Genomic DNA, 20,873 nt, shown 5'->3' on the forward strand with positions numbered 1-20,873 from the left:
ATGAATACGCTCACTTTGAATCCGCAGGGATGCCAGTAACGTTTATTCAGGCGCTGCCGGACCCTCTCCCGCTGCATTCCCCCCACAGCCCGGACAGCAGCCGAGCTGATAACTGGAAGGCACCAAACTCACAAAACTCATATAAACTCACAGCGCTGCAAACTCACAAGGCACACAACCACTCACAGGAGCCTCGATCAATGGAGAACCCGTTTCGTCCCTCGGCCGGGGCGACGCCGCCGGAAATCCTCGGCAGGGCCGGCGTGCTGGATGAGTTCGAGTACGGGCTCCGGCTGGGCTCCGGCTCCCCTGGCTTGCTGACCATCTTCACCGGTGCCCGCGGCATCGGCAAGACCGTGATGATCGGCGCCGCACACGACATCGCCCGCGAAAAGGGCTGGGCAGTGGTCTCAGAGACCGCCACCGCAGGCTTCATGGGCCGCATCGGCGAGTCCATGCGTCAGCTCGCCGAGGAGCTGGGCACCGGCCCGGCCAACCGACGGATCACTGCGATCGCCGCCGCCGGCTTCAGCATCACCACCCAACTCCCGCCCGAACGCCAGGTAGCGTGGCGGACCGTGGGCGAAGGCCTGCTGAGGCTACTGGACGAACGCGGCAACGGCCTGGTCATTACGGTGGATGAGATCCATGCTGCCGACCGCAGCGAACTCGCCCAGCTGGCTGCCAGCGTCCAGCACTTCATCCAGGACAGGCTGCCCATCGGCCTGGTCTTCGCCGGGCTGCCCGCTGCCGTTTCCGACCTGCTCAACGAAGGAGTGGCAACTTTTCTCCGCAGGGCCGACAAAATCGATCTCCACGCCGCAGCCGTCCGGGAGGTGGAGGAGTCCTTCGCCAGCACCTTCGCCGAGGCAGGCTTCGACGTCTCCCCCGGCCTCGTCCGCCGCTCAGCGGAGGCCACCGGAGGGTACCCCTTCCTCATCCAACTGGTCGGCTACTTCCTCTGGAAGGAAGCGGAGAATTACCAGGGAAGCCTCAGCCCCGAATCAGTTGAACGCGCCATCGAGGCGGCAAACCGGCGCAACGGGCGCACCGTCATCGAAGCAGCCCTCGCCGCCGCCTCCCCCAAAGACCTCGATTTCCTTCAGGCAATGGCCGAAGACGACGGACCGTCTGTTGCCGGAGACATCGGCCGGCGCCTCGGAGCCAGGACAAACCTCGTCGCCAACTACCGTTCCAGGCTGTTGGCGGCGGGTCTCATCGAATCCACCGCCCACGGAAAGGTCGATTTCGCGATCCCTGGGCTCCGGCAGCATCTCCGGGGCCGCAACACGTAGGAGAAGGCGTCCGCCAGTCACCAGCCGGAAGGTTCCCGAATGACCAAGCACGGTCTTCAACAGACGTAAGGCAACTGACGGTCCAGAGCCCGATGTCAAGGAGGACACCCTCCGCATAGTCGTTACGGGCGCCACCGGCCACGTTGAACTGCTTCGACGGACAGTGGGCGCCTACTCGCCGGCTGCTGCCGCTCCCGGTGCTGCGCGCCGCCGTCGAGATGAGTTGGCGCCTGCGGCTGCAGGCGGCCGACGGCGGGTGGATCGGCATGGCCGCCGGCCTCTCCCCCGCTTACGCGCCGCTAACCCGGCAAGTAGCCCGTCCGGAAAACTCGAGTACGTCCTACGCATGCAGGGACGGGTGCACGGCTCCTAAGGTCTTTTCATGGCGGCACGCTGGGGTACGTCAGCTTTCCATGCATCACCGGGCAGATCAGTGTCGATCCTTCCGCCACCTTGGAGAAGACGGCATTGTTCAGTTCTGACTCTTAGGACGTCATATGCTGCAATCCCTCATTTCCCCCGCCTTCTCCCCCTCGGTAATTCCCCAGGCCCGGGAGCAGGCGCTGAAGGAAGCCCCGGGGAGGCCTGTGATCATGCTCAGACCGGCTCCGGTCAAAGTCCGCTCCATCCTTGGACATGCCATCGCCTACACCGTCACGCACGTTTTGGTTGAGTGGACTGCCGATGAACAGTACAAGGTCCGGTGGGAGGCCTCCTGGCTGGTTCGACGGGTCGAAGAAAGCTCCTGAGAAACACCGCGGCAGAGCATCACGGCCCTGGCCGGCCCAGCCCGCTCCCCCGTCGTTAGTTGCGGGGAGCCCGCGCTAGGCTCGAAACCATGACTTTCCCGACGCATGAGCACTCCACTTCCGCCGGCACGCGAACGATTACGGCGTCGGCTCTGGCCGATGCCGTCCTGATTCTGGTCTTCGCCGCAATCGGCCGTGACACGCACCAGCGCTCCGACGTCCTCGCCGGAGTCTTCCTCACGGCTTGGCCGTTCCTCGCCGGTGCCGCCCTTGCGTGGCTGGCCGCCCGGGCATGGCGGCGGCCGCTGTCCATAAAATCCGGCGTCGCCATCTGGCTCGGAGCGGTTGTCGTCGGCATGGCTCTGCGCGCCCTGACCGGCCAGACAGTGGTGCTTCCCTTCGTCATTGTGGCCCTTCTTAGCCTTGGCCTTGGGCTGCTGGGTTACCGGGCACTCATCGCTCTGGCAGGCAGGCTCCGGAAGTCCTGACCGGGCACCACCGGGGCCCGGGCCTGGCCCTTGGTGGTCATGTAATAGGCTGACATCACCATTGGGTTTTGCCGGGCACAGCTACGGCCAACTGATCCGGAAGGATTGAAAAGTGATCACCGCATTCGTTCTGATCAAGACCGACGCCGCACGCATCCCGGAAACCGCTGAGGAAATTTCCGCGATTCCGGGTATCAGCGAGGTCTACTCCGTGACCGGGGAGTGGGACCTGATCGCCGTTGCCCGGGTAGCACGGCACGAGGACCTGGCGGACGTCATTGCCGACAAACTCTCCAAGGTTCCCGCCGTTGTCCACACCACCACCCACATCGCCTTCCGCGCGTACTCCCAGCACGATCTCGATGCAGCCTTTGCACTGGGTTTCGAGCAGTAGCAAGCGCTGAAGGAAAATGGCGGGCCCGGCTGATCAGCCGGGCCCGCCATTTTCCTTCAGCGCGATAAGTCACGGCCGGGTCAGGGCCACCCACTTATCCAGGACCGCTGCCGCAGCACCGGAGTCGATCGACTCGGCGGCCCGGCCCAGGGCCGCGCGCATACGCTCGAGGAACGGGCCCTCCGCCGTCGCATCGAAGGCGACCAGTCCGGCGGCCGCATTGAGCAGTACGGCGTCGCGGGCGGCTCCGGTCTTACCGGCAAGGACATCACGCACGACGGCGGCGTTCGCCTGGGCGTCCCCGCCACGGAGTTCCTCCACGGTTGCGGGACGGATGCCGAGCTCGGCCGGGGAAAAGTCCAGCTCGGTGACGGTGCCGCCGCGGATCTCCCAAACGGTGGATGGTCCCGTTGTGGTCAGTTCGTCGAGCCCGTCGTTCCCGCGGAAGACGAGGCCGCGGCTCCCCCGCTGCGCCAGGACGCCGGCAACAAGCGGAGCCATCCGTGCATTGGCCACGCCTACTGCTGATGCCTGCACCAACGCCGGGTTGGTCAGCGGTCCCAAGAAGTTGAACGCCGTGGGAATGGCCAGTTCCTTACGGGGAACGGCCGTGTGGCGGAAGGACGGGTGGAACACCTGCGCGAAGCAGAACGTGATACCGGCCTCCCCCGCGTTCCTGGCAACCTGCTCCACAGGGAGATCCAGCCGGACACCCAGCGCCTCAAGCACATCGGCAGACCCCGACGACGACGACGCCGCCCGGTTCCCGTGCTTCACCACCTTCGCTCCGGCGCCGGCAGCCACCAGCGCGGCCATGGTGGAGATATTGATGGTGTTGAGCTGATCTCCACCCGTGCCCACGATGTCGAGTTTCTCGCCGGGAATGCTGATGGGTGTGGCGTGCCGCAGCATCGCTTCCACCAGCCCCGAGATTTCGTTGACGGTCTCACCCTTGGAACTGAGGGCCACGAGGAACCCGGCTATCTGGGCCGGCGTCGCCTCCCCGGACATAATCCTGTCCATCGCCCACGCGGTGCTGTCCGCCGTGAGATCCGTGCCGTTGATGAGCGCTGAAATAAGCCGGGGCCACGTGTTGCCGGCCGCCGGCGCGGTTGCCTGAGAAGTCACCTCCTGATGCTATCGAGCCACCCAAGCCCTGACCAATGTGAACGTCCCCGGGAACTTTTCGCAGTGATTTCGCGTCTTTGTAGAAAAAGTCCCCCGAAAAGGCGGTTCGCGTTGGGAACTACGGAGTTTTATAGACATAATGTCTATGTGACATCTGCGACCCATGCCCCCAGTACCCCGGCGCACCCCACGCTGAACCGCCCCAATATGGTTTCTGTTGGAACCGTAGTCTGGCTGTCCAGTGAGTTGATGTTCTTCGCCGGTCTCTTTGCCATGTACTTCACGCTCCGCTCCACGAGCGGCGAGATGTGGGCCGAAGAGACAGCCAAGCTCAACTTCCCCTTTGCGCTCGTTAACACCATCGTCCTTGTGGCAAGTTCGTTTACTTGCCAGATGGGCGTCTTCGCCGCCGAACGGCTGCAGCCCCGCAAGACGGGCGGACTCTTCCAGTTCTCCCGCTGGGGCATGAACGAATGGTTCACCCTGACTTTCATCATGGGGGCATTCTTCGTCGCAGGCCAGACCACGGAATACGCCATGCTGGTGTCAGAGCACGTCTCGCTCTCATCAAACGCCTATGGCTCGGCCTTTTACATCACCACAGGCTTCCACGGCCTGCACGTTATCGGCGGCCTCGTAGCCTTCCTCTTCATCATCGGACGCTCGTTCGCAGCGAAGAAGTTTGGCCACTTTGAAGCCACCTCGGCAATCGTGACCTCGTACTACTGGCACTTTGTCGACGTTGTCTGGATTGGCCTCTTCCTGGTCATCTACGTGCTGATGTAGTCAAGCTTTGATTCCTTTTCTACAAGAGGCAGAATTTCAAGAAGCGGCTCACGGAGCCGGCGCAGGATCGAATAAAGGAACCACCACGTGAAGGCTCTCTCGCAAAAGCGGCGTCACCCACTCGCAGTCATAGCGCTGCTCCTGATGGGACTACTCGTCACTGGTGGGCTCTATGCCGTTGCCACCACGGTCAACGAGGCCAAGGCGTCAACCACCAGCTTCAGCGCAAGTGACACCGCCGAGGGCGAAAAGCTCTTTGAAGCCAACTGCGCTACCTGCCACGGAATGGGCGCCGGCGGCACGCAGGACGGGCCGTCGCTCGTGGGTGTTGGTGCCGCAGCAGTTGACTTCCAGGTTGGAACCGGCCGCATGCCCATGCAGATGAACGGCCCCCAGGCCTACAAGAAGCCGGCCCAGTTCAACGATGAGCAGACCCACCAGCTTTCAGGTTATGTCGCTTCCCTGGGAGCAGGCCCGGCAATTCCTGAAGAAGGCCTGTTGGACGAAAAGGGCGATGCAGCCGTGGGCGGCGAGCTCTTCCGCGTGAACTGCGCCATGTGCCACAACGCTGCTGCCGCCGGCGGTGCGTTGACCCGCGGCAAGTTCGCTCCTGCCCTCGCCGACGTGTCCGGCAAGCACATCTACGAAGCCATGGTGACGGGGCCGCAGAACATGCCCGTCTTCAGTGACGCGAACGTAACTCCCGAAGGCAAGCGCGACATCATCACCTTCCTGAAGCAGATCGAAGCCAACGGTTCACCCGGTGGCGCAGACCTGGGCTCGCTTGGGCCGGTCGCTGAAGGCCTCTTCGTCTGGATCGCAGGGCTTGGCGTCATCATCGCCTTCACGATCTGGCTGACATCCCGAACGTCCTAGGACGACGGGATCCCTAAGAACTTCTGCTGCCCAGTCAGCAGTTTTGAAATTGAAAACTAACCCGGCAGTCGCCGGGACGAGAGAAGGATGAGGCGAATTATGGGCAACCATAGTGACGGCAGTCCGAACCACTCGGGCACCGTAGCTACGGCTGGTCAGAATGAGGTGGAGAAATTCCAGGATCCTGGACTTCCCCCGCATCGTTTGCGCCTGGCTGACACGGACCCGAAGGCCGCCAAACGGGCAGAACGGCAGGTGGCTGTACTTTTCGGCGTCTCCGTTGTTGGCACCCTGATCTTCCTGGTGGCGTACTTCGCCATCGATCTGGGCGAAGGGTCGGGTGCAGGCATTGACTCGATCCGCCTGCAGAACGCCCTCCTGGGACTGGGCACGGCGTTTGCCATGCTCGGCATCGGCACTGGCATTGTGCACTGGGCCAAGGCCCTGATGCCAGACCACGAAGTGTCGGAAGAGCGCCACGCAATCCGCACCGAAGAGGACCGCCAGGCGGCGGTACGCATCGTTGACGACATCGTGGAAGAGACCGGCATCAAGCGCCGCCCACTCATCCGCAACACGCTGCTTGGCGCCGTTGCCCTGGCACCTTTGCCCGCCATCGCGGTTTTCGGTGACCTTGGGCCCCGCCCGGACAAGAAACTGGCCCACACCATGTGGGCTCCCCAGGAAGGCAAGCTCAAGCGCCTCACCCGGGACCCTGACGGCACGCCCATCAAGGCCTCTGATGTCACCCTGGGATCCGCCTTCCACGTCATTCCCGAAGGTCTGAACGAGCTGCACGAAGGCAAGCTCAACGAAAAGGCCAAGGCTGTTGTACTCCTCATGCGTCTTGATCCTGCGTCCCTGAAGCCTTCGGCGGGCCGCGAGGACTGGAGCTACAACGGCATTGTTGCCTACTCCAAGATCTGCACCCACGTCGGTTGCCCTGTTGCCCTTTATGAGCAGCAGACGCACCACCTGCTGTGCCCGTGCCACCAGTCCACCTTTGACCTCACACAAGAGTGCAAAGTGATCTTTGGCCCGGCCAGCCGGCCCCTCCCCCAGCTGCCTATCGCGGTGGACAACGAGGGCTACCTGGTCGCAACCAGCGACTTCAAAGAACCTGTAGGACCGAGTTACTGGGAGCGTGATGAGCATGAGCGCAGCATCAACAGCTGAAGCCCCCGCCTTCGTAGCCAAGACCAAGACCGGACGCATCACTGATTTCGTTGACGCCCGGGTTGGCGGTTCCGGAATCCTCCGCGAGTTTGGACGCAAAGTCTTCCCCGACCACTGGTCGTTTATGTTCGGTGAAGTGGCGCTCTACTCCTTCGTCATCCTGCTGCTGTCAGGCACGTTCCTGACCTTCTGGTTTGATCCGTCAATGGCTGAAACCCACTACACGGGTTCCTACGTGCCGTTGAAGAACGTGGAAATGTCGGTAGCGTACAGCTCCTCGCTGAACATCTCCTTCGACATCCGCGGCGGCCTGTTCATGCGCCAGGTACACCACTGGTCCGCCCTGTTGTTCGTGGCCTCCATCGCTGTGCACATGCTGCGTGTCTTCTTCACCGGAGCCTTCCGCAAACCGCGTGAAATGAACTGGGTTGTTGGCAGCGTCCTCCTGATCCTGGCCATGGCAGCCGGCTTCACCGGTTACTCGCTCCCCGATGACCTGCTCTCCGGCAACGGCCTGCGCATCATCGATGGTGTTATCAAGGCCATTCCCGTGGTCGGCACGTACATCTCGTTCTTCCTCTTCGGCGGCGAGTTCCCGGGCACCGCAGTCATTGGCCGCCTGTACATGCTCCACATCCTGCTCGTGCCCGCCCTCATCCTCCTGATGATCGTCCTCCACCTCTTTATGGTGGTTGTGCACAAGCACACCCAGTACCCCGGCCCGGGCCGCAACGACGGAAACGTCGTCGGCTACCCCCTGGGCCCGGTATACGCGGCGAAGGCTGGCGGCTTCTTCTTCATCGTCTTCGGTGTGATCGCCCTCATGGCGGCCTTCTTCACGATCAACCCGATCTGGAACTACGGCCCGTACGATCCTTCTCCAGTTTCTGCCGGTACCCAGCCCGACTGGTACATCGGCTTTGTTGACGGCGCGCTCCGGCTGATGCCAGGTGTCATCGGAGACTTCGGCTTCGAGTACGTCATCTTCGGGTACACCCTTACGCTGAACGTCCTCCTCCCGGCCCTCGTGCCGGCAGGAATCCTCTTCACCGTGATGTTTATGTACCCGTGGATCGAAAGCTGGATCACCAAGGACAACCGCGAGCACCACGTCCTGGACCGTCCGCGGAACGCGCCCACCCGGACTGCTATCGGTGTGGCCGGCTTCGTCTGGTACAGCGTGATGTGGGCTGCTGCTGGTTCTGACCTCATTGCCACGCACTTCCACGTCTCCCTGAACGATGTGACGTACTGGCTCCGGGCCCTGTTCTTCATCGGCCCGATCATCGCGTTCATCGTCACCAAGCGTGTTGCACTGGCTCTCCAGCGCAAGGACCGGGAAATCGCCCTTCATGGCCGCGAAACCGGCCGCATCGTGCGCCTCCCCCACGGCGAGTTCATCGAGGTACACGCACCCCTTGATGAGTACAAGCGCTACAAGCTGGTGGGCTTCGAGTCCCCCGCTCCGTTGCCGGCGGTTCCCAACGAGCACGGGGTCGTCACCAGCAAGGAAAAGCGTCGCGCCTTCCTGTCCAAGTGGTTCTTCGAGGACCGCGTTGCACCAGCTACGCCCGCCGAACTGGAAGCCGCTCACGGCCACCACGCTCCGGCAGTAGCAGCGGCAGAGGAAACCAAGAGCCTCAGCCACTAGCAGCAGCTCTCGGTTCCAACGCAAAATGCCCGGTCCATTGGACCGGGCATTTTGCGTTGCAGTCAGGAGCTGCGGTATCCGGAGGAATGGTTCCTTGCCGTGCGCGCTCCGGGCCGCTGAAGTGGAACCCACAGTTTGTAGCGGTCCGCGCGGTAGTAGGAAACCGAGTAGTCCACCATGGCCCTCGCCACAAAGGCGTGCCGCTGGATCTTCAATAAGGGTGTTCCCACGTCAACGTTCAGCAGGCGCGCGGTGGACGGCGATGCGGCAGTGGCTTCGATCATGTCCTCCCCCCACTCCATCACCAGGCCGAACTGCTCGCTGAGCACGTTGTAGAGGGAGGTGGGTGGTTCGCCATCCAGCAACCCGGGTACGCGCTGCGCCGGGATGAAGTTCTCGTCCACGCTCATGGGCTCACCGTCGGCCAGCAACAACCGCCGGAACCGGACCAGCGGCGTGCCCTCCTCCACCTGAAGTTCACGCGCCAGGAATGCGCTGGCGCCGATCTGTTCAAAACTCAGGACCTTGGCAGCCGGGACCATCCCGCGGCGCTGCATCTCCTCGCTATAGGACGTCAGCTTGACCTGAAGGTCCAGTTTGGGCTTCCGGACGAACGTGCCCAGGCCAACGACGCGTTCAATGACTTCCTCACCGACGAGGGCATCAATGGCCTGCCGGACTGTCATGCGCGCCAGGCCGAACCGGACGGCGAGATCACGCTCGGAGGGCAGGGCCGATCCCGGTGGACAGGATTCACTGATATAGGCCCGCAGGATCTCCCGGAGCTGAATGTAGATGGCGACGCCGCTGCCGCGGTCAATCTCGCCGCGGATGCCGTCGGCGCTAGCGGCCACGGAGCATGTTCCCTGCTGAGTACTTCACCCTCCAATCTTAAGTCAACGAGCGTCAGGTCTAGACCAGCTGCGAACCGGCGCATCGGTCCTGTGTTTAGCGGGAGGGACGACGTGACAGCTATATTGGATTGGAAATTTCAGCAACTGACGGTGGGGGCCGTCCGGATAGAGGAGACCCTTTGCCAGTGCACAAGGCCGTGGTTTCGGCTTCGATAGGCTTGCATGCCCGCCCGGCGGCGGAATTCGTCCGGGCGGTAACAGCCACCGGCCTCGCTGTCACAATCCGGAAGGCAGGGATCCAGGCGGTGGATGCGCGGTCGCTCCTGGAAGTCATGACGGCTGATTTCCCGTTCGGATGCGAGGTCGAGCTGTCCGTCGCGGAGAGCGGCCTGGAGGGTCCTTCAGGAGATTCGGCAGCCGCCGCGGTCCTGGAGATGCTCGGATCGCTTCTCGAGTCGCAGGGGGCCGCCTAGGCCCTCCTGCCGGGGCGATCGGGCGGGGCCACATCAAGGCGCGGCGATCGTTGCCTTGACCCGGTAAACAGAAAGACGTTGGGCCCCACCCGGAGGTGGGGCCCAACGTCTTTTATGCGGTAAATCCAGGAAATGCGCTAGGCAGTCCTAGTGTGCGTGGTCGCCACGGCTGTACTCGAAGACCCAGCCCACGAGGGCAACCAGGGCGAGACCGGCGGCGATGAAGACAATCCACCAACCGACTGCCAGGCCGAGGAAGCCACCTGCGGCGGCAAGGCCAAGCACCAGCGGCCACCAGCTCCACGGGCTGAAGTGCCCCTGTTCGCCGGCGCCTTCGTGGATCTCGGCGTCGTTGCGGTCTTCAGGACGCGGCCCGACCCGCTTGGCGGTGAAACCGAGGTAGCCGCCGATCATGCCTGACAGACCGGCAATGAGCAGCACGCCCAGCAGGCCGACGGGCTCGTTCCAGTCCGTCAGGAACCCATAAACCAGTGCGACCGGTACGAAGAAAAAGACTCCGGCTCCAAAGATCCATGCTTCGATTTTCACTTGGCGGTGTCCTTCTGGTCAGCGTTACCGAGCACTGCCGCTGCGGCAGACGGCGACTCAACGGTGTGTACCTGTGAAAGCTCCGGGTGGTGGAGGTCCAGTGCGGGACGCTCTGAACGGATCCGGGGCAGCGAGGTGAAGTTGTGGCGCGGCGGCGGGCAGGATGTAGCCCATTCCAGCGAGGCGCCGAAGCCCCACGGGTCATCCACTTCTACGCGCTCGGTGCTGCGCCACGTGATGTACACGTTCCAGAAGAAGGGGATCAGTGATGCGCCGAGAACAAACGAAGCGATGGTGGAGAACTGGTTCATCCAGGTGAAGTTGTCCTCCACCAGGTAGTCCGCGTAACGGCGGGGCATGCCCTCAACACCAAGCCAGTGCTGGATGAGGAACGTTCCGTGGAAGCCCAGGAACAGGAGCCAGAAGTGGATCTTGCCAAGGCGCTCGTTGAGCATCTTGCCCGTCCACTTCGGCCACCAGAAGTAGAAGCCGGCGAACATCGCGAACACCACGGTGCCGAACACCACGTAGTGGAAGTGCGCCACCACAAAGTAGGAGTCCGAGACGTGGAAGTCCAGCGGCGGGGAGGCCAGGATGATGCCGGTCAGGCCGCCGAAGAGGAACGTCACCAGGAAGCCGATGCTCCACAGCATCGGGGTTTCGAAGGTCAGCGACCCCCGCCACATGGTGCCGATCCAGTTGAAGAACTTCACGCCGGTGGGCACCGCGATCAGCATGGTCATAAACGCGAAGAACGGCAGCAGCACAGAACCTGTGACGTACATGTGGTGGGCCCACACGGTCACGGACAGGGCGGCGATGGCGATGGTGGCGTAGACCAGGCCCTTGTAGCCGAAGATCGGCTTGCGGCTGAAGACCGGGAAGATCTCCGAGACGATGCCGAAGAACGGCAGCGCGATGATGTAGACCTCGGGGTGGCCAAAGAACCAGAACAGGTGCTGCCAGAGGACCGCGCCGCCGTTCTCCGGGTCGAAGATGTGGGCTCCGAAACGGCGGTCCGCGCCGAGGGCGAAGAGCGCTGCAGCCAGCGGCGGGAATGCCATCAGTACCAGGATGGACGTGATGAGCGCGTTCCAAGTGAAGATGGGCATGCGCCACATGGTCATGCCCGGGGCGCGCATGCAGATGATGGTGGTGATGAAGTTGACCGCACCAAGGATGGTGCCGAAGCCGGACAGCGCAAGGCCGAAGACCCACAGGTCACCGCCGACGCCGGGGCTGAAGGTGGTGTTGGACAACGGTGCGTACGCGAACCAGCCGAAGGAGGCAGCGCCCTGGGGGGTAATGAAGCCTGAGACGGCGATGGTGGAGCCGAACAGGAAGAACCAGAAGGCCAGTGCGTTCAGCCGCGGGAAGGCGACATCGGGAGCGCCGATCTGCAGGGGCATGATCACGTTCGTGAAGCCCGCGAAAAGCGGCGTAGCGAACATCAGCAGCATCACGGTGCCGTGCATCGTGAACATCTGGTTGTACTGCTCTTTGGTCTGCAGGATCTGCATGCCGGGCTCGAACAGCTCGGCACGGATCAGCAGCGCCATCACGCCGCCGAAGCAGAAGAACACAAAGGACGCGATCAGGTACATGTACCCGATGGTCTTGTGGTCGGTAGAGGTGATCCAGTTGACGACGATGCGTCCCTTGGACTTAGGAACTACGGGAGCCTCGAGGGTCTCCACAGGTGCGGACTGGGTGTAAGTAGCCACGTCGCTCCCCTTACTTAATTTCGTTCAGGTTGGGGTTACGGTCGTACTCTTCACCGAGGAGTCCCGTGTTGCCGGCTGCCTTGAGCTTGTCCATGTGAGCCTGGAATTCAGTCTCCGAGACAACCTTCACCCGGAACAGCATTTCTGAGTGGTACTCGCCGCAGAGCTCTGCGCACTTGCCGTCGTACGTTCCCTCTTTAGTGGGGGTGAACCGGATGTAGTTGGTCTTGCCCGGGATCATGTCGCGCTTTTGCAGGAAGGCGGGAACCCAGAAGGAGTGAATGACGTCGCGGGAGTTGAGCTCGAGGTCAACCGACTTGTTAACCGGCAAGTAAAGCGTCGGAAGAGCTTCCTTGTCGATGGTGTTGCCCGTCAGGTGTGCCTGGACTCCGGCCTCGTAGACGTCTTCTTCGATAACTTCGCCGGACTTGTAGTTGAAGTCCCAGGCCCACTGCTTGCCGCGGACGTCAACAACGACGTCGGCCGCCTCTGAGCGGTCATCGATGGCCCGCTGGTCGCGGTCGGTGAAGTAGAAGAACACCAGAACCATGAAAACAGGGATGGTCAGGTAGAACACCTCGAGCGGGAGGTTAAAGCTGAGCTGCTTCGGGAACCCTACGGTTCCCTTGCGGCGGCGGTAGGCAACGAGGCACCAGACGATCAAGCCCCACGTAATGATGCCCACAACAAGGGCGGCAATCCATGAGTTGACCCAGAGGTCCATGATCCGGTCAGTGTGATTGGTGGTGCCACGCTCGGTGGGCAGCCACCCCCTCGATACCTCTGGCGAACATCCAGTCAAAACCAACGCGCCGGCGACTGCCAAGCCTGAGATCGATGTGATCGTTTTGCGTCGGCTGCCGGTTCGGTTCTGCGAACTCACAGACGGCCCTTCCTACTTGTTGCTGCTGTTGCCCGGCTGCCTCAATGGCCTTCCGGGCACACTAAAAGTTTTACTACTCGGTGTAGAGCTTACCGCTCCGCCGGGCGTTTCGCCCACATGTCGGCGCCGTGCCTCCGCGCCGTTTTTTACGGACGGGGGGCCGGCGCCGGCATCGGGCGAAAGAACCGGGTCAGTGGAACGAATCACCGCATGCGCAGGAGCCACCGGCGTTGTGGTTGTCGATGGTGAAACCCTGCTTCGAGATGGTGTCTTCGAAATCGATGCTGGCCCCGCTGAGGTACGGCACACTCATCTTGTCAACCACAACTTCAACGCCGTCGTAGTCACGGACTGCGTCTCCATCCAGGAGGCGTTCGTCGAAGTAGAGCTGGTAGATCAGGCCCGAGCAGCCGCCGGGCTGGACAGCAACGCGGAGGCGGAGGTCGGTGCGGCCTTCCTGCTCCAGCAGGCTGCGGACCTTGCCGGCAGCGACGTCGGTCAGTTTGACCTCGTGCGCGGGCAGTTCGTCGCTGGCAGCGGCTACAGTCTCGGTGGTGTTCTCGTTGGTTGCGGTGCTCATTTGGCCTACCTTAGGACGGTCCTGGCGGCCCCGCTTCAGCGGTGCCTGCCCCTACGGATACGGTACGGGCTATAGCTACATGCTACGTCGGTCAGACGTGTAGCTCTAACTCCAGACGTAACTATGGCTGCCCGGCATTTTGTTCCCGGCACGGGTTGGTGACAAGTCGTCAGAGCCGGAGGCCCCTCAGCTGAGCCCGTCTGCATTAAGCCGTGCGAGGAGGAGCGCCTCTGCAAGAACGGCGTTCTTGAAATCGCCCAGGTGGAGGGACTCGTTGGCACTGTGGGCCCGGGAGTCAGGATCCTCGACGCCCGTCACAAGGATCTGGACGTCCGGGTAGATATCCACAAGGTCGGAAATGAAGGGGATGGATCCTCCGATGCCCATCTCCACAGCGGGGACACCCCAGGCTTCCCCAAGCGCCCACATGGCCAACTGCGCCGCCGTCGACGACGTATCGGCGCGAAACGAGTTGCCACTCTCCCCCGGCGTGAACACAATCCTGGCACCGAAGGGGGCATTCGCCTCCACGTGCCGCCGCACGGCCTCCATTGCCGTTGCGGGGTCCTGGCCGGGGGCAAGGCGAAGGCTGAACTTGGCGCGTGCGCGCGGCAGGAGGGTATTCGAAGCGACATCAACCGCCGGGGCATCAAAGCCGATGATTGACAGGGCCGGCTTGGTCCACATCCGTGACGCGATGCTCCCGGTGCCGGCCAGCCGGACGCCGTCGAGCACTGAGGCATCAGCCCGGTACTCCGCCTCGGTGAGGTCCACAACTGCATTGTCGTAGGAGACCAGGCCTTCGATGGCCACGTTGCCGTCTGCATCATGGAGCGTCGCGATGAGCCGCGACAGAAGGGTGGGAGCATCCAGCACCGGGCCGCCGAACATCCCGGAGTGCACAGCATGATCGAGCACCTGGACCTCGATGGTGCCGTCCACGAGGCCGCGGAGGCTGGTGGTCAGGGCCGGTACGCCAACTTTCCAGTTGCTGGAGTCGGCAACAACAATCACGTCGGCGCTCAGCAGCTGGCGGTGCGCTTCAAGGAAGGTGCGGAACGTCGGAGATCCGGCCTCCTCTTCGCCTTCAAAGAAGAACGTGACACCGAGGCCAAGTCCGGCGCCAAGAACCTCGGCTACGGCAGTGTAGGCAGCCACGTGCGCCATGATGCCTGCTTTGTCGTCAGCAGCACCCCGCCCGTACAGACGGCCATGACGTTCGACGGCGGTGAACGGCTCCGAATCCCACAGCGCCGGATCGCCGGGCGGCTGAACGTCGTGGTGGGCGTACAGCAGGATGGTGGGCTTCCCGTCCGCAGCGGGGCGGCGGGCGACGACGGCCGGCCCGCCCGGGGTGCCGTCGTCCTTCGGACTGCGCAGGACCTGCACGTCTTCCAGTCCTGCGGCACTGAGCAAGCCGGCCACGGCTGCCGCGCTGGCGTCCAAGGGGGCGGGGTCGAAACTCGGCCAGGCGATGCCCGGGATGGCCACAAGTTCGCTGAGCCGTTCGATCGTTGCTTCGAAGGACCGCTCAACGCTCAGTCGGAGTCCTTCGGCGTCGATAGCGCCTGCGGGGCCAGGCGTGCCGGCGCTGTTTGTCGTTGCCGGTGAAGTTGGTGTCATGGCGAACACACTACCCGCGCCGGATGCACCAGGCTGCAAGGTATTCTGTTGGGGTGTTCGGACGTAAAAAAGAAGCGCCCACGGCGCAGGAAACAATAGACCAGCAGGCCGCTGAAGCGGCAGCCCGGCAGGATGCGGCGTTTGGCAAGGGTGCACCCACTCCCAAACGCAAAGCACAGGAAGCGGCCCGCAAACGCCCCTTGGTGCCGGAAGACCGGAAGGCGTCCAAAGCAGCTGAGCGCCAGGCCATCCAGGATCAACGCGCCAAAATGCGCCAGGCCCTGGAAACCGGTGACGAGAAGTTCCTGCCGCTCCGTGACAGGGGCCCGCAGAAGCGGTTTGCCCGCGACTATGTGGACGCCCGCTTCAGCCTGGGCGAATACCTTATGTTCGGCGCCCTCGTTTTTGTCATCATCTCCCTGATCGTGCCGGCTTCCAGCGAACAGATGATTTACGTCCTCGGTGGATTCTGGGTGATGTTCCTGGCCGTCTTTGTGGACGTGTTCATTCTGTCCCGCCAGCTCCGCAAGAAGCTGACGGCGAAGTTCGGTGAAGTGGAGCGCGGCACCGTCTGGTACGGATCCATGCGTTCACTGCAGTTCCGTAAACTGCGGCTGCCCAAGCCACTGGTCAAGCGCGGCCAGTACCCCTCTTAACGGACAGGTCCTGACATTTGGCTCCTGACGGCCGTCAGGCCGGCCACGCCACGCTCCAAACAGAAAATCCCCGGCGGACGACCCGCCGGGGATTTTCTGTTTCACCTATAGCTGTCAGCGCCGGCGATTCCTGGCCAGTTGGCGGTTGATCCGTGCCGCCCAGAAGGGCCCCTCGTACAGGAACGCTGTGTAGCCCTGGACCAGGGTGGCCCCGGCATCCAGGCGTTCCTGGACATCCTTCGCCGTCTCGACGCCGCCAACGGCAACCAGGGTGACTGCTCCCCCGGTCGCTTCCTTCAGCCGGCGAAGGACCTCCAGCGACCTTTGCTTCAGCGGCGCCCCGGACAGACCCCCGGCCCCGCATTCCGCTACCTTTGCCGCCGGCGACTTGAGGCCGGCGCGGCCGATCGTGGTGTTCGTGGCGATGATCCCGTCAAGCTTCAGGTCCAGTGCCAGCCGTGCGACGTCGTCGATGTCCTCGTCGCTCAGGTCCGGGGCGATCTTGACAAGCAGGGGTACGTGGCGCCCGGCGGCCTTGTCAGCTTCGTCCCCCACAGCGGCCAGCAAGGGGCGAAGTGTCTGGACATCCTGGAGGAGGCGCAGCCCGGGTGTGTTGGGTGAGCTGACGTTGACTACCAGATAGTCTGCGGCGGGGGCGAGGCTTCGCGCGCTGATGAGGTAGTCCGCCACGGCGTCGTCCAGTGCCACCACTTTGCTCTTCCCGATGTTCACCCCGATTACCGGACGCACGGTGGGGTGTTTGCGCTGGAGGGCGGCACGCGCAGCTTTGAGGCGGGGCTCGACGGCGGCGGCGCCGTCATTGTTGAAACCCATCCTGTTGATCACGGCGCGGTCCTCGATCAGGCGGAAGAGGCGCGGTTTTTCATTGCCAGGCTGTGCCTGGCCGGTAATCGTACCCACTTCGACGTGGCCGAAGCCAAGTTCCGTGAGGGCTTCGATGCCCAGCCCCTCCTTGTCGAAGCCGGCGGCCAGGCCGAACGGCGAGGGGAACGTGACACCGAAGGCCGTGGTCTGCAGGGACGGTGCAGGCGCCGTAAACCGCTGGATGAGCCGCCCGGCGCCGGAAGTGTGGGCAAGCTTGATCCCCTTGAACCCGATCTTGTGGGCGCGTTCGGCGTCCATCCATGAGAAGGCCAGCTTGAAGAATGTCGGATATACGCGCATGGCTCTAGTTTTCCGCCTTGGACGGTCCAGACCAAACCGGGCCGCCACAGTTGGTTGCCCGGCTACCATAAAGCCATGGAGTGGCAGCCGGACATTCTGGGTACAGGCTTCGAGGCCTGCACCTTTGAGGCCGCCGGGGCCGACGGCGTCCGGCGGACCGCGACGCTGGTGCGGTTCCGTCCAGCCGCAGAGCAGGCCGTCTTATCGCCCGGCCCGCGGCGAACGGTTCTTTTCCTGCATGGCTGGAGCGACTACTTCTTCAACGTTGACCTTGCCCGTTTCTGGGCGGGCAACGGGTACGCGTTCTACGCGTTGGACATGCACAACCATGGCCGCAGCCTCCGTCCCGGAACGCCCGGCGGCTATGTGGGGAACCTGGCGGACTATGACGCCGAAATCGACCAGGCCCTGGCCATCATCCGTGCAGACACCGCGCAAGCAGGCCACCCGACAGGAGCGGACGCCGGTCACACGACCGACCCGGTTGACGGCGGGGACAATACGGAACCGGTTCTGACCCTGATGGGCCATTCCACGGGCGGACTCGTGGCCGCCCTCTGGGTCAGCAGCCACCCCGGCAGGGCCTCGTACCTGGTGCTGAACAGTCCTTGGCTGGAGATGCACGGCAGTGCCCTGGTGCGTTATGCCGCCTCCACGATGGTGGGACCCGTGGCACGTTTCCGCCCCGAAGCTGTTCTGCGCCTGCCGGAGCGGGGATTCTATTGGCGCACCATCAGCAAGTCAGCCGATGGAGAGTGGGCGCTGGACGACAAGTTCCGGCCGCCGATGGCTTTTCCCCTTCGGGCCGGCTGGCTGAGTGCCATCCTGGCGGGCCAGGCCAAAGTGGCCCGGGGACTGGAAATCGACATACCCATCCTGGTTATGCTGTCCCGGGGCAGCGCCACCGGACCGTTCTGGTCCGAGGAAATGCGGCGTTCCGACGCTGTGCTGGACGTCAACATCATCGCGCTCCGGGCGCTGACGCTGGGGCGAAGCATTACCGTAGAGCGGGTTGAGGGCGCCCTGCACGACGTCTTCCTCTCCCCTGCCAAGGTCCGGGAGGATGCTTATGCGCGCCTGTCCCGTTGGCTGCGCGGGTACGGTGCCTCTGATCCCGGGCACACAGGGCCCGGGCACGGCGCATGACCGGGCAGACACCGGGCACTCAACCGGCCACCGAACGGCGTCAGGATCCCGGCGCAGCGGCGTGGGCCGAAGACTTCCTGGGGCCCTCATTCCAGTATCAATCGCTGCCCCTGACTCCCGATGATGAAGGCGACGTTGCCGCCACCCTCATCCGGCACACTGCCAGGCCGCCAGGCGACGCCGGAGGCATTAACGGCCGGGCCCACGCGGTGCTTTACCTGCACGGCTGGGCCGATTACTTTCTCCAGGCGGAATTGGCGGAACAGCTCTCGGCCCGGGGTCTCTACTTCTACGCCGTGGACCTCCGGAAGTTCGGGCGGAGCCTGCGGTTGGGCCAGACCCCCGGCTACGCGACGGACCTCCGCATGTACGACGAGGATCTGGGTGCGGCACTGGCGGCCATCCGGGCAGACCTCCCGCAGGTGACGGGGCCGGACAGCGCGCCCGCGGTGCACGTCCTGGCTCATTCCTTCGGCGGCCTCATCGCGGCACTGTGGGCGGACCGCCATCCCGGCGAACTCGCCACCCTCACCCTCAACTCACCGTGGCTGGAGCTCCAGGGCAGCAGCCTGATACGGAACCTGGCAATGCACCTGGTGGAGCCGGTAGCCCGGGCGGACCCGAAGCGTCCCTTCCACTTGCCCGAGATGCCCGGCTATTGGCAAAGCGTCAGCAGTGAAGCACACGGTGAGTGGCAGCTCCATCCCGTCTGGCGGCCGGCCGCATCGTTTCCCATCAGGGCCGGCTGGGCGAAGGCAGTCCTGGCCGGGCACGCCGCCGTGGCGAGGGGGCTGGACATCACAGCGCCCGTACTCGTCATGCTTTCGGACCGGACAAGGATCCAGGCTGAATGGACCGAAGAACTGATGCATGCAGATGCCGTGATCGATGTTGAGGAAACCGCCTCACGGGCGCTCCGGCTCGGGCGCAGGGTCACGGTGTTTCGATATCCCGGCGCGATCCACGACGTTTTCCTCTCCGAGCGAGGGATCCGCCAGGAGGCCTACCAGGACGTTGCGTGCTGGCTGAAGTCCTACCCTTGCGGAGCAGCGGCGTCGACGGCGCCCCCGTAGCGCCGGTCACGCCGGGCGTAGATTTCCACCGCTTCCCAGAGCGTCCTGCGGTCAACGTCCGGCCACAGGGTGTCCAGGAAAACGAACTCCGCGTAGGCAGACTGCCAAAGCAAAAAGTTCGAGAGCCGCTGTTCCCCCGAGCTTCGCAGGAACAGGTCAACATCCGGCAGGTCCGGTTCGTCCAGGTACTTCTGAATGGTCTTCTCGGTGATGGCGCCGGGCTTTAGGCGGCCGGCCGCCACCTCTGCGGCGATGGCCGATACCGCATCGGTGATCTCCGCCCGGCCCCCGTAATTAACACACATGGTCAACGTGCACGTGCTGTTGCCGACCGTGAATTCCTCAGCCTCTTCAAGCTCGCGAATGACCGAACCCCACAGCTTCGGCCTACGCCCGGACCAGCGGACGCGGACGCCCCAGTCATCCAACTGGTTCCGCTGCCGTCGCAGCACATCCTTGTTAAATCCCATCAGGAAGCGGACTTCCTCCGGCGACCGCCGCCAGTTCTCCGTGGAGAAGGCATAAACACTGACGTATTCAATCCCGAGTTCGATGGCGCCGGCCATCACATCGAGAAGGGCGGGTTCGCCCGCTTTGTGGCCTTCGATCCGCGGAAGTCCGCGCTGGTTGGCCCAGCGCCCGTTGCCGTCCATAACAATCGCTACGTGGCGGGGGATGAACTCGGCAGGGATCACCGGCGCAACCGCCCCGGACGGATGCGGATACGGCGCCACCACGGGGGCGGTCCGCTTCCGTACGGGGTTGTTCTTTTTTCCCAAGGCCACTGTCAGCCACGCTCCACATGTTTGAGGGATTTCAGCACACGTTCAAGGTGCCATTGCAGGTACGCGGCTACCAGCCCGGAGGCTTCCCGGCGGTGCGGCACCTGGGAACCATCCGCCGTCGTCCAGTCACCGGTCAGCAGCGCACCCAACAGCGTTACGGTTTCTGCGGCAGGGGCAGGTGAGCCGGGCGGCCGGCAGTCGGCACAGACCATGCCGCCGATAGGAGCCGAAAACGCCGTGTGCGGCCCGGGCCTGCCGCAGCGGGCGCAGGCCGTGAAGCTCGGAGCCCACCCGCCGGTGGCGAGGGCGCGGAGCAGATAGGAATCCAGGATCAGCCCCGGAGCGTGGTCGCCCCTGCTGAGGGAGGCCAGCGCCCCCACCAGCAGGTTGTATTGGGCAGTGCCCGCTTCGCCGTCCACATCTGTCAGTTTTTCGGCTGTTTCCGTCATGGCCGCGGCAACCGTGTAGCGTCCGTAGTCCGCTGCAATGTTGCCGCCGTAAGAGCCTTTGGCCACTGCCTGGGTAACGATGTCCAGCGTTTTCCCGGAGACCAGCTGCAGGTCCGCGACCATAAAGGGCTCCAGCCGGGCACCGAATTTGCTGCTGGTGCGCCGTACGCCTTTGGCGACCGCCCGGATCTGGCCGTGATGCTTGGTCAGCAGCGTGATGATGCGGTCAGCCTCACCCAGTTTGTGGGTTCGGAGTACTACGGCATCGTCCCGGTAGGACCGGGCGGCAAAAGATTGTTGGACCACGGTTAATCTTCGCATTGTGTTCCGGAAAGCCGGCCAGGCCGGTG

At 63.5% G+C, this 20,873-nt stretch carries 22 protein-coding genes; 12 read left to right on the plus strand and 10 right to left on the minus strand.

Going from position 1 to position 20,873, the window contains the following annotated elements:
* The first annotated feature begins 200 nt into the window (after positions 1 to 200).
* The 4 genes from IDT60_RS09670 (at position 201) to IDT60_RS09685 (ending at position 2,926) form a co-directional block, all read left to right on the plus strand.
* Positions 201 to 1,295 (plus strand): ATP-binding protein, encoded by a 1,095-nt coding sequence (locus tag IDT60_RS09670; protein ID WP_191081725.1) that lies wholly within the window; start codon positions 201 to 203, stop codon positions 1,293 to 1,295.
* A 497-nt stretch (positions 1,296 to 1,792) separates the two neighbouring features.
* The gene (locus tag IDT60_RS09675; RefSeq protein WP_164199696.1) at positions 1,793 to 2,044 is read left to right on the plus strand and encodes a hypothetical protein; all 252 of its coding nucleotides are present in this window, start codon (positions 1,793 to 1,795) and stop codon (positions 2,042 to 2,044) included.
* Between the two features lie 89 nt (positions 2,045 to 2,133).
* Positions 2,134 to 2,532, plus strand: coding sequence for a DUF3054 domain-containing protein (locus IDT60_RS09680; RefSeq protein WP_164199694.1), 399 nt, complete (start codon positions 2,134 to 2,136; stop codon positions 2,530 to 2,532).
* 112 nt (positions 2,533 to 2,644) lie between these two features.
* Positions 2,645 to 2,926, plus strand: coding sequence for an Lrp/AsnC family transcriptional regulator (locus tag IDT60_RS09685; protein ID WP_056340053.1), 282 nt, complete (start codon positions 2,645 to 2,647; stop codon positions 2,924 to 2,926).
* Between the two features lie 69 nt (positions 2,927 to 2,995).
* Here the strand turns inward: IDT60_RS09685 and trpD are convergent, their stop codons facing one another.
* Positions 2,996 to 4,054 (minus strand): anthranilate phosphoribosyltransferase, encoded by a 1,059-nt coding sequence (gene trpD, locus IDT60_RS09690; RefSeq protein ID WP_191081726.1) that lies wholly within the window; start codon positions 4,052 to 4,054, stop codon positions 2,996 to 2,998.
* Positions 4,055 to 4,165: 111 nt separating this feature from the next.
* On the opposite strand from trpD, the gene IDT60_RS09695 reads away from it, so the two are divergent.
* From IDT60_RS09695 to IDT60_RS09710, 4 genes are all read left to right on the plus strand, one after another.
* Positions 4,166 to 4,840, plus strand: a complete 675-nt coding sequence (locus IDT60_RS09695) for a heme-copper oxidase subunit III (protein WP_223883940.1) — start codon at positions 4,166 to 4,168, stop codon at positions 4,838 to 4,840.
* Between the two features lie 87 nt (positions 4,841 to 4,927).
* Complete coding sequence (locus IDT60_RS09700; RefSeq protein WP_164199690.1) at positions 4,928 to 5,716, plus strand: cytochrome c; 789 nt, start codon at positions 4,928 to 4,930, stop codon at positions 5,714 to 5,716.
* A gap of 99 nt (positions 5,717 to 5,815) precedes the next feature.
* Complete coding sequence (locus tag IDT60_RS09705; RefSeq protein ID WP_164199689.1) at positions 5,816 to 6,892, plus strand: ubiquinol-cytochrome c reductase iron-sulfur subunit; 1,077 nt, start codon at positions 5,816 to 5,818, stop codon at positions 6,890 to 6,892.
* The gene (locus IDT60_RS09710) at positions 6,870 to 8,543 is read left to right on the plus strand and encodes a ubiquinol-cytochrome c reductase cytochrome b subunit (RefSeq protein ID WP_164199687.1); all 1,674 of its coding nucleotides are present in this window, start codon (positions 6,870 to 6,872) and stop codon (positions 8,541 to 8,543) included. Before IDT60_RS09705 ends, IDT60_RS09710 begins: the two co-directional genes overlap by 23 nt.
* Positions 8,544 to 8,605: 62 nt before the next feature.
* Here the strand turns inward: IDT60_RS09710 and IDT60_RS09715 are convergent, their stop codons facing one another.
* Positions 8,606 to 9,397 (minus strand): GntR family transcriptional regulator, encoded by a 792-nt coding sequence (locus tag IDT60_RS09715; RefSeq protein ID WP_164199685.1) that lies wholly within the window; start codon positions 9,395 to 9,397, stop codon positions 8,606 to 8,608.
* A gap of 179 nt (positions 9,398 to 9,576) precedes the next feature.
* On the opposite strand from IDT60_RS09715, the gene IDT60_RS09720 reads away from it, so the two are divergent.
* Entirely contained in the window at positions 9,577 to 9,870 is a 294-nt protein-coding gene (locus IDT60_RS09720) for an HPr family phosphocarrier protein (protein WP_191081728.1), read from the plus strand.
* 147 nt (positions 9,871 to 10,017) lie between these two features.
* Here the strand turns inward: IDT60_RS09720 and IDT60_RS09725 are convergent, their stop codons facing one another.
* The 5 genes from IDT60_RS09725 to IDT60_RS09745 all read right to left on the minus strand — a co-directional run bounded on the left by IDT60_RS09725 (position 10,018) and on the right by IDT60_RS09745 (position 15,229).
* Entirely contained in the window at positions 10,018 to 10,419 is a 402-nt protein-coding gene (locus IDT60_RS09725; RefSeq protein ID WP_164199681.1) for a cytochrome c oxidase subunit 4, read from the minus strand.
* Complete coding sequence (gene ctaD, locus IDT60_RS09730) at positions 10,416 to 12,143, minus strand: cytochrome c oxidase subunit I (RefSeq protein ID WP_164199679.1); 1,728 nt, start codon at positions 12,141 to 12,143, stop codon at positions 10,416 to 10,418. The genes IDT60_RS09725 and ctaD overlap by 4 nt, the downstream gene beginning before the upstream one ends.
* A gap of 10 nt (positions 12,144 to 12,153) precedes the next feature.
* On the minus strand, positions 12,154 to 13,026 hold the full coding sequence (gene coxB, locus IDT60_RS09735) for a cytochrome c oxidase subunit II (protein ID WP_164199676.1): 873 nt from the start codon (positions 13,024 to 13,026) through the stop codon (positions 12,154 to 12,156).
* 190 nt (positions 13,027 to 13,216) lie between these two features.
* The gene (locus IDT60_RS09740) at positions 13,217 to 13,606 is read right to left on the minus strand and encodes an iron-sulfur cluster assembly accessory protein (RefSeq protein WP_191081729.1); all 390 of its coding nucleotides are present in this window, start codon (positions 13,604 to 13,606) and stop codon (positions 13,217 to 13,219) included.
* A gap of 186 nt (positions 13,607 to 13,792) precedes the next feature.
* Complete coding sequence (locus IDT60_RS09745; RefSeq protein ID WP_191081730.1) at positions 13,793 to 15,229, minus strand: dipeptidase; 1,437 nt, start codon at positions 15,227 to 15,229, stop codon at positions 13,793 to 13,795.
* Positions 15,230 to 15,282: 53 nt separating this feature from the next.
* On the opposite strand from IDT60_RS09745, the gene IDT60_RS09750 reads away from it, so the two are divergent.
* Positions 15,283 to 15,885, plus strand: coding sequence for a DUF3043 domain-containing protein (locus tag IDT60_RS09750; RefSeq protein ID WP_164199670.1), 603 nt, complete (start codon positions 15,283 to 15,285; stop codon positions 15,883 to 15,885).
* A gap of 114 nt (positions 15,886 to 15,999) precedes the next feature.
* Here the strand turns inward: IDT60_RS09750 and IDT60_RS09755 are convergent, their stop codons facing one another.
* On the minus strand, positions 16,000 to 17,070 hold the full coding sequence (locus IDT60_RS09755; protein ID WP_191081731.1) for a quinone-dependent dihydroorotate dehydrogenase: 1,071 nt from the start codon (positions 17,068 to 17,070) through the stop codon (positions 16,000 to 16,002).
* Between the two features lie 75 nt (positions 17,071 to 17,145).
* Between IDT60_RS09755 and IDT60_RS09760 the strand changes: the two genes are divergently transcribed.
* Positions 17,146 to 18,216 carry an alpha/beta hydrolase gene (locus tag IDT60_RS09760; RefSeq protein WP_191081732.1) on the plus strand — a complete coding sequence of 357 codons (1,071 nt, stop codon included), beginning with the start codon at positions 17,146 to 17,148 and terminating at the stop codon, positions 18,214 to 18,216.
* Positions 18,213 to 19,289 carry an alpha/beta hydrolase gene (locus IDT60_RS09765; RefSeq protein ID WP_191081733.1) on the plus strand — a complete coding sequence of 359 codons (1,077 nt, stop codon included), beginning with the start codon at positions 18,213 to 18,215 and terminating at the stop codon, positions 19,287 to 19,289. Before IDT60_RS09760 ends, IDT60_RS09765 begins: the two co-directional genes overlap by 4 nt.
* On the opposite strand, the gene IDT60_RS09770 is transcribed toward IDT60_RS09765, so the two are convergent.
* Together IDT60_RS09770 and recO are read right to left on the minus strand one after the other, a co-directional pair.
* Positions 19,250 to 20,074 (minus strand): isoprenyl transferase, encoded by an 825-nt coding sequence (locus IDT60_RS09770; RefSeq protein WP_164199662.1) that lies wholly within the window; start codon positions 20,072 to 20,074, stop codon positions 19,250 to 19,252. The two genes, IDT60_RS09765 and IDT60_RS09770, sit on opposite strands and share 40 nt — an antisense overlap.
* Positions 20,075 to 20,076: 2 nt before the next feature.
* Positions 20,077 to 20,829: a DNA repair protein RecO gene (recO, locus tag IDT60_RS09775; RefSeq protein ID WP_164199660.1), complete on the minus strand. Its 753-nt coding sequence runs from the start codon at positions 20,827 to 20,829 to the stop codon at positions 20,077 to 20,079.
* Between the last annotated feature and the right edge of the window lie 44 nt (positions 20,830 to 20,873).

This window comes from Pseudarthrobacter sp. BIM B-2242 (genome assembly GCF_014764445.1).
GTDB classification, from domain to species: Bacteria; Actinomycetota; Actinomycetes; order Actinomycetales; family Micrococcaceae; genus Arthrobacter; species Arthrobacter luteus_A.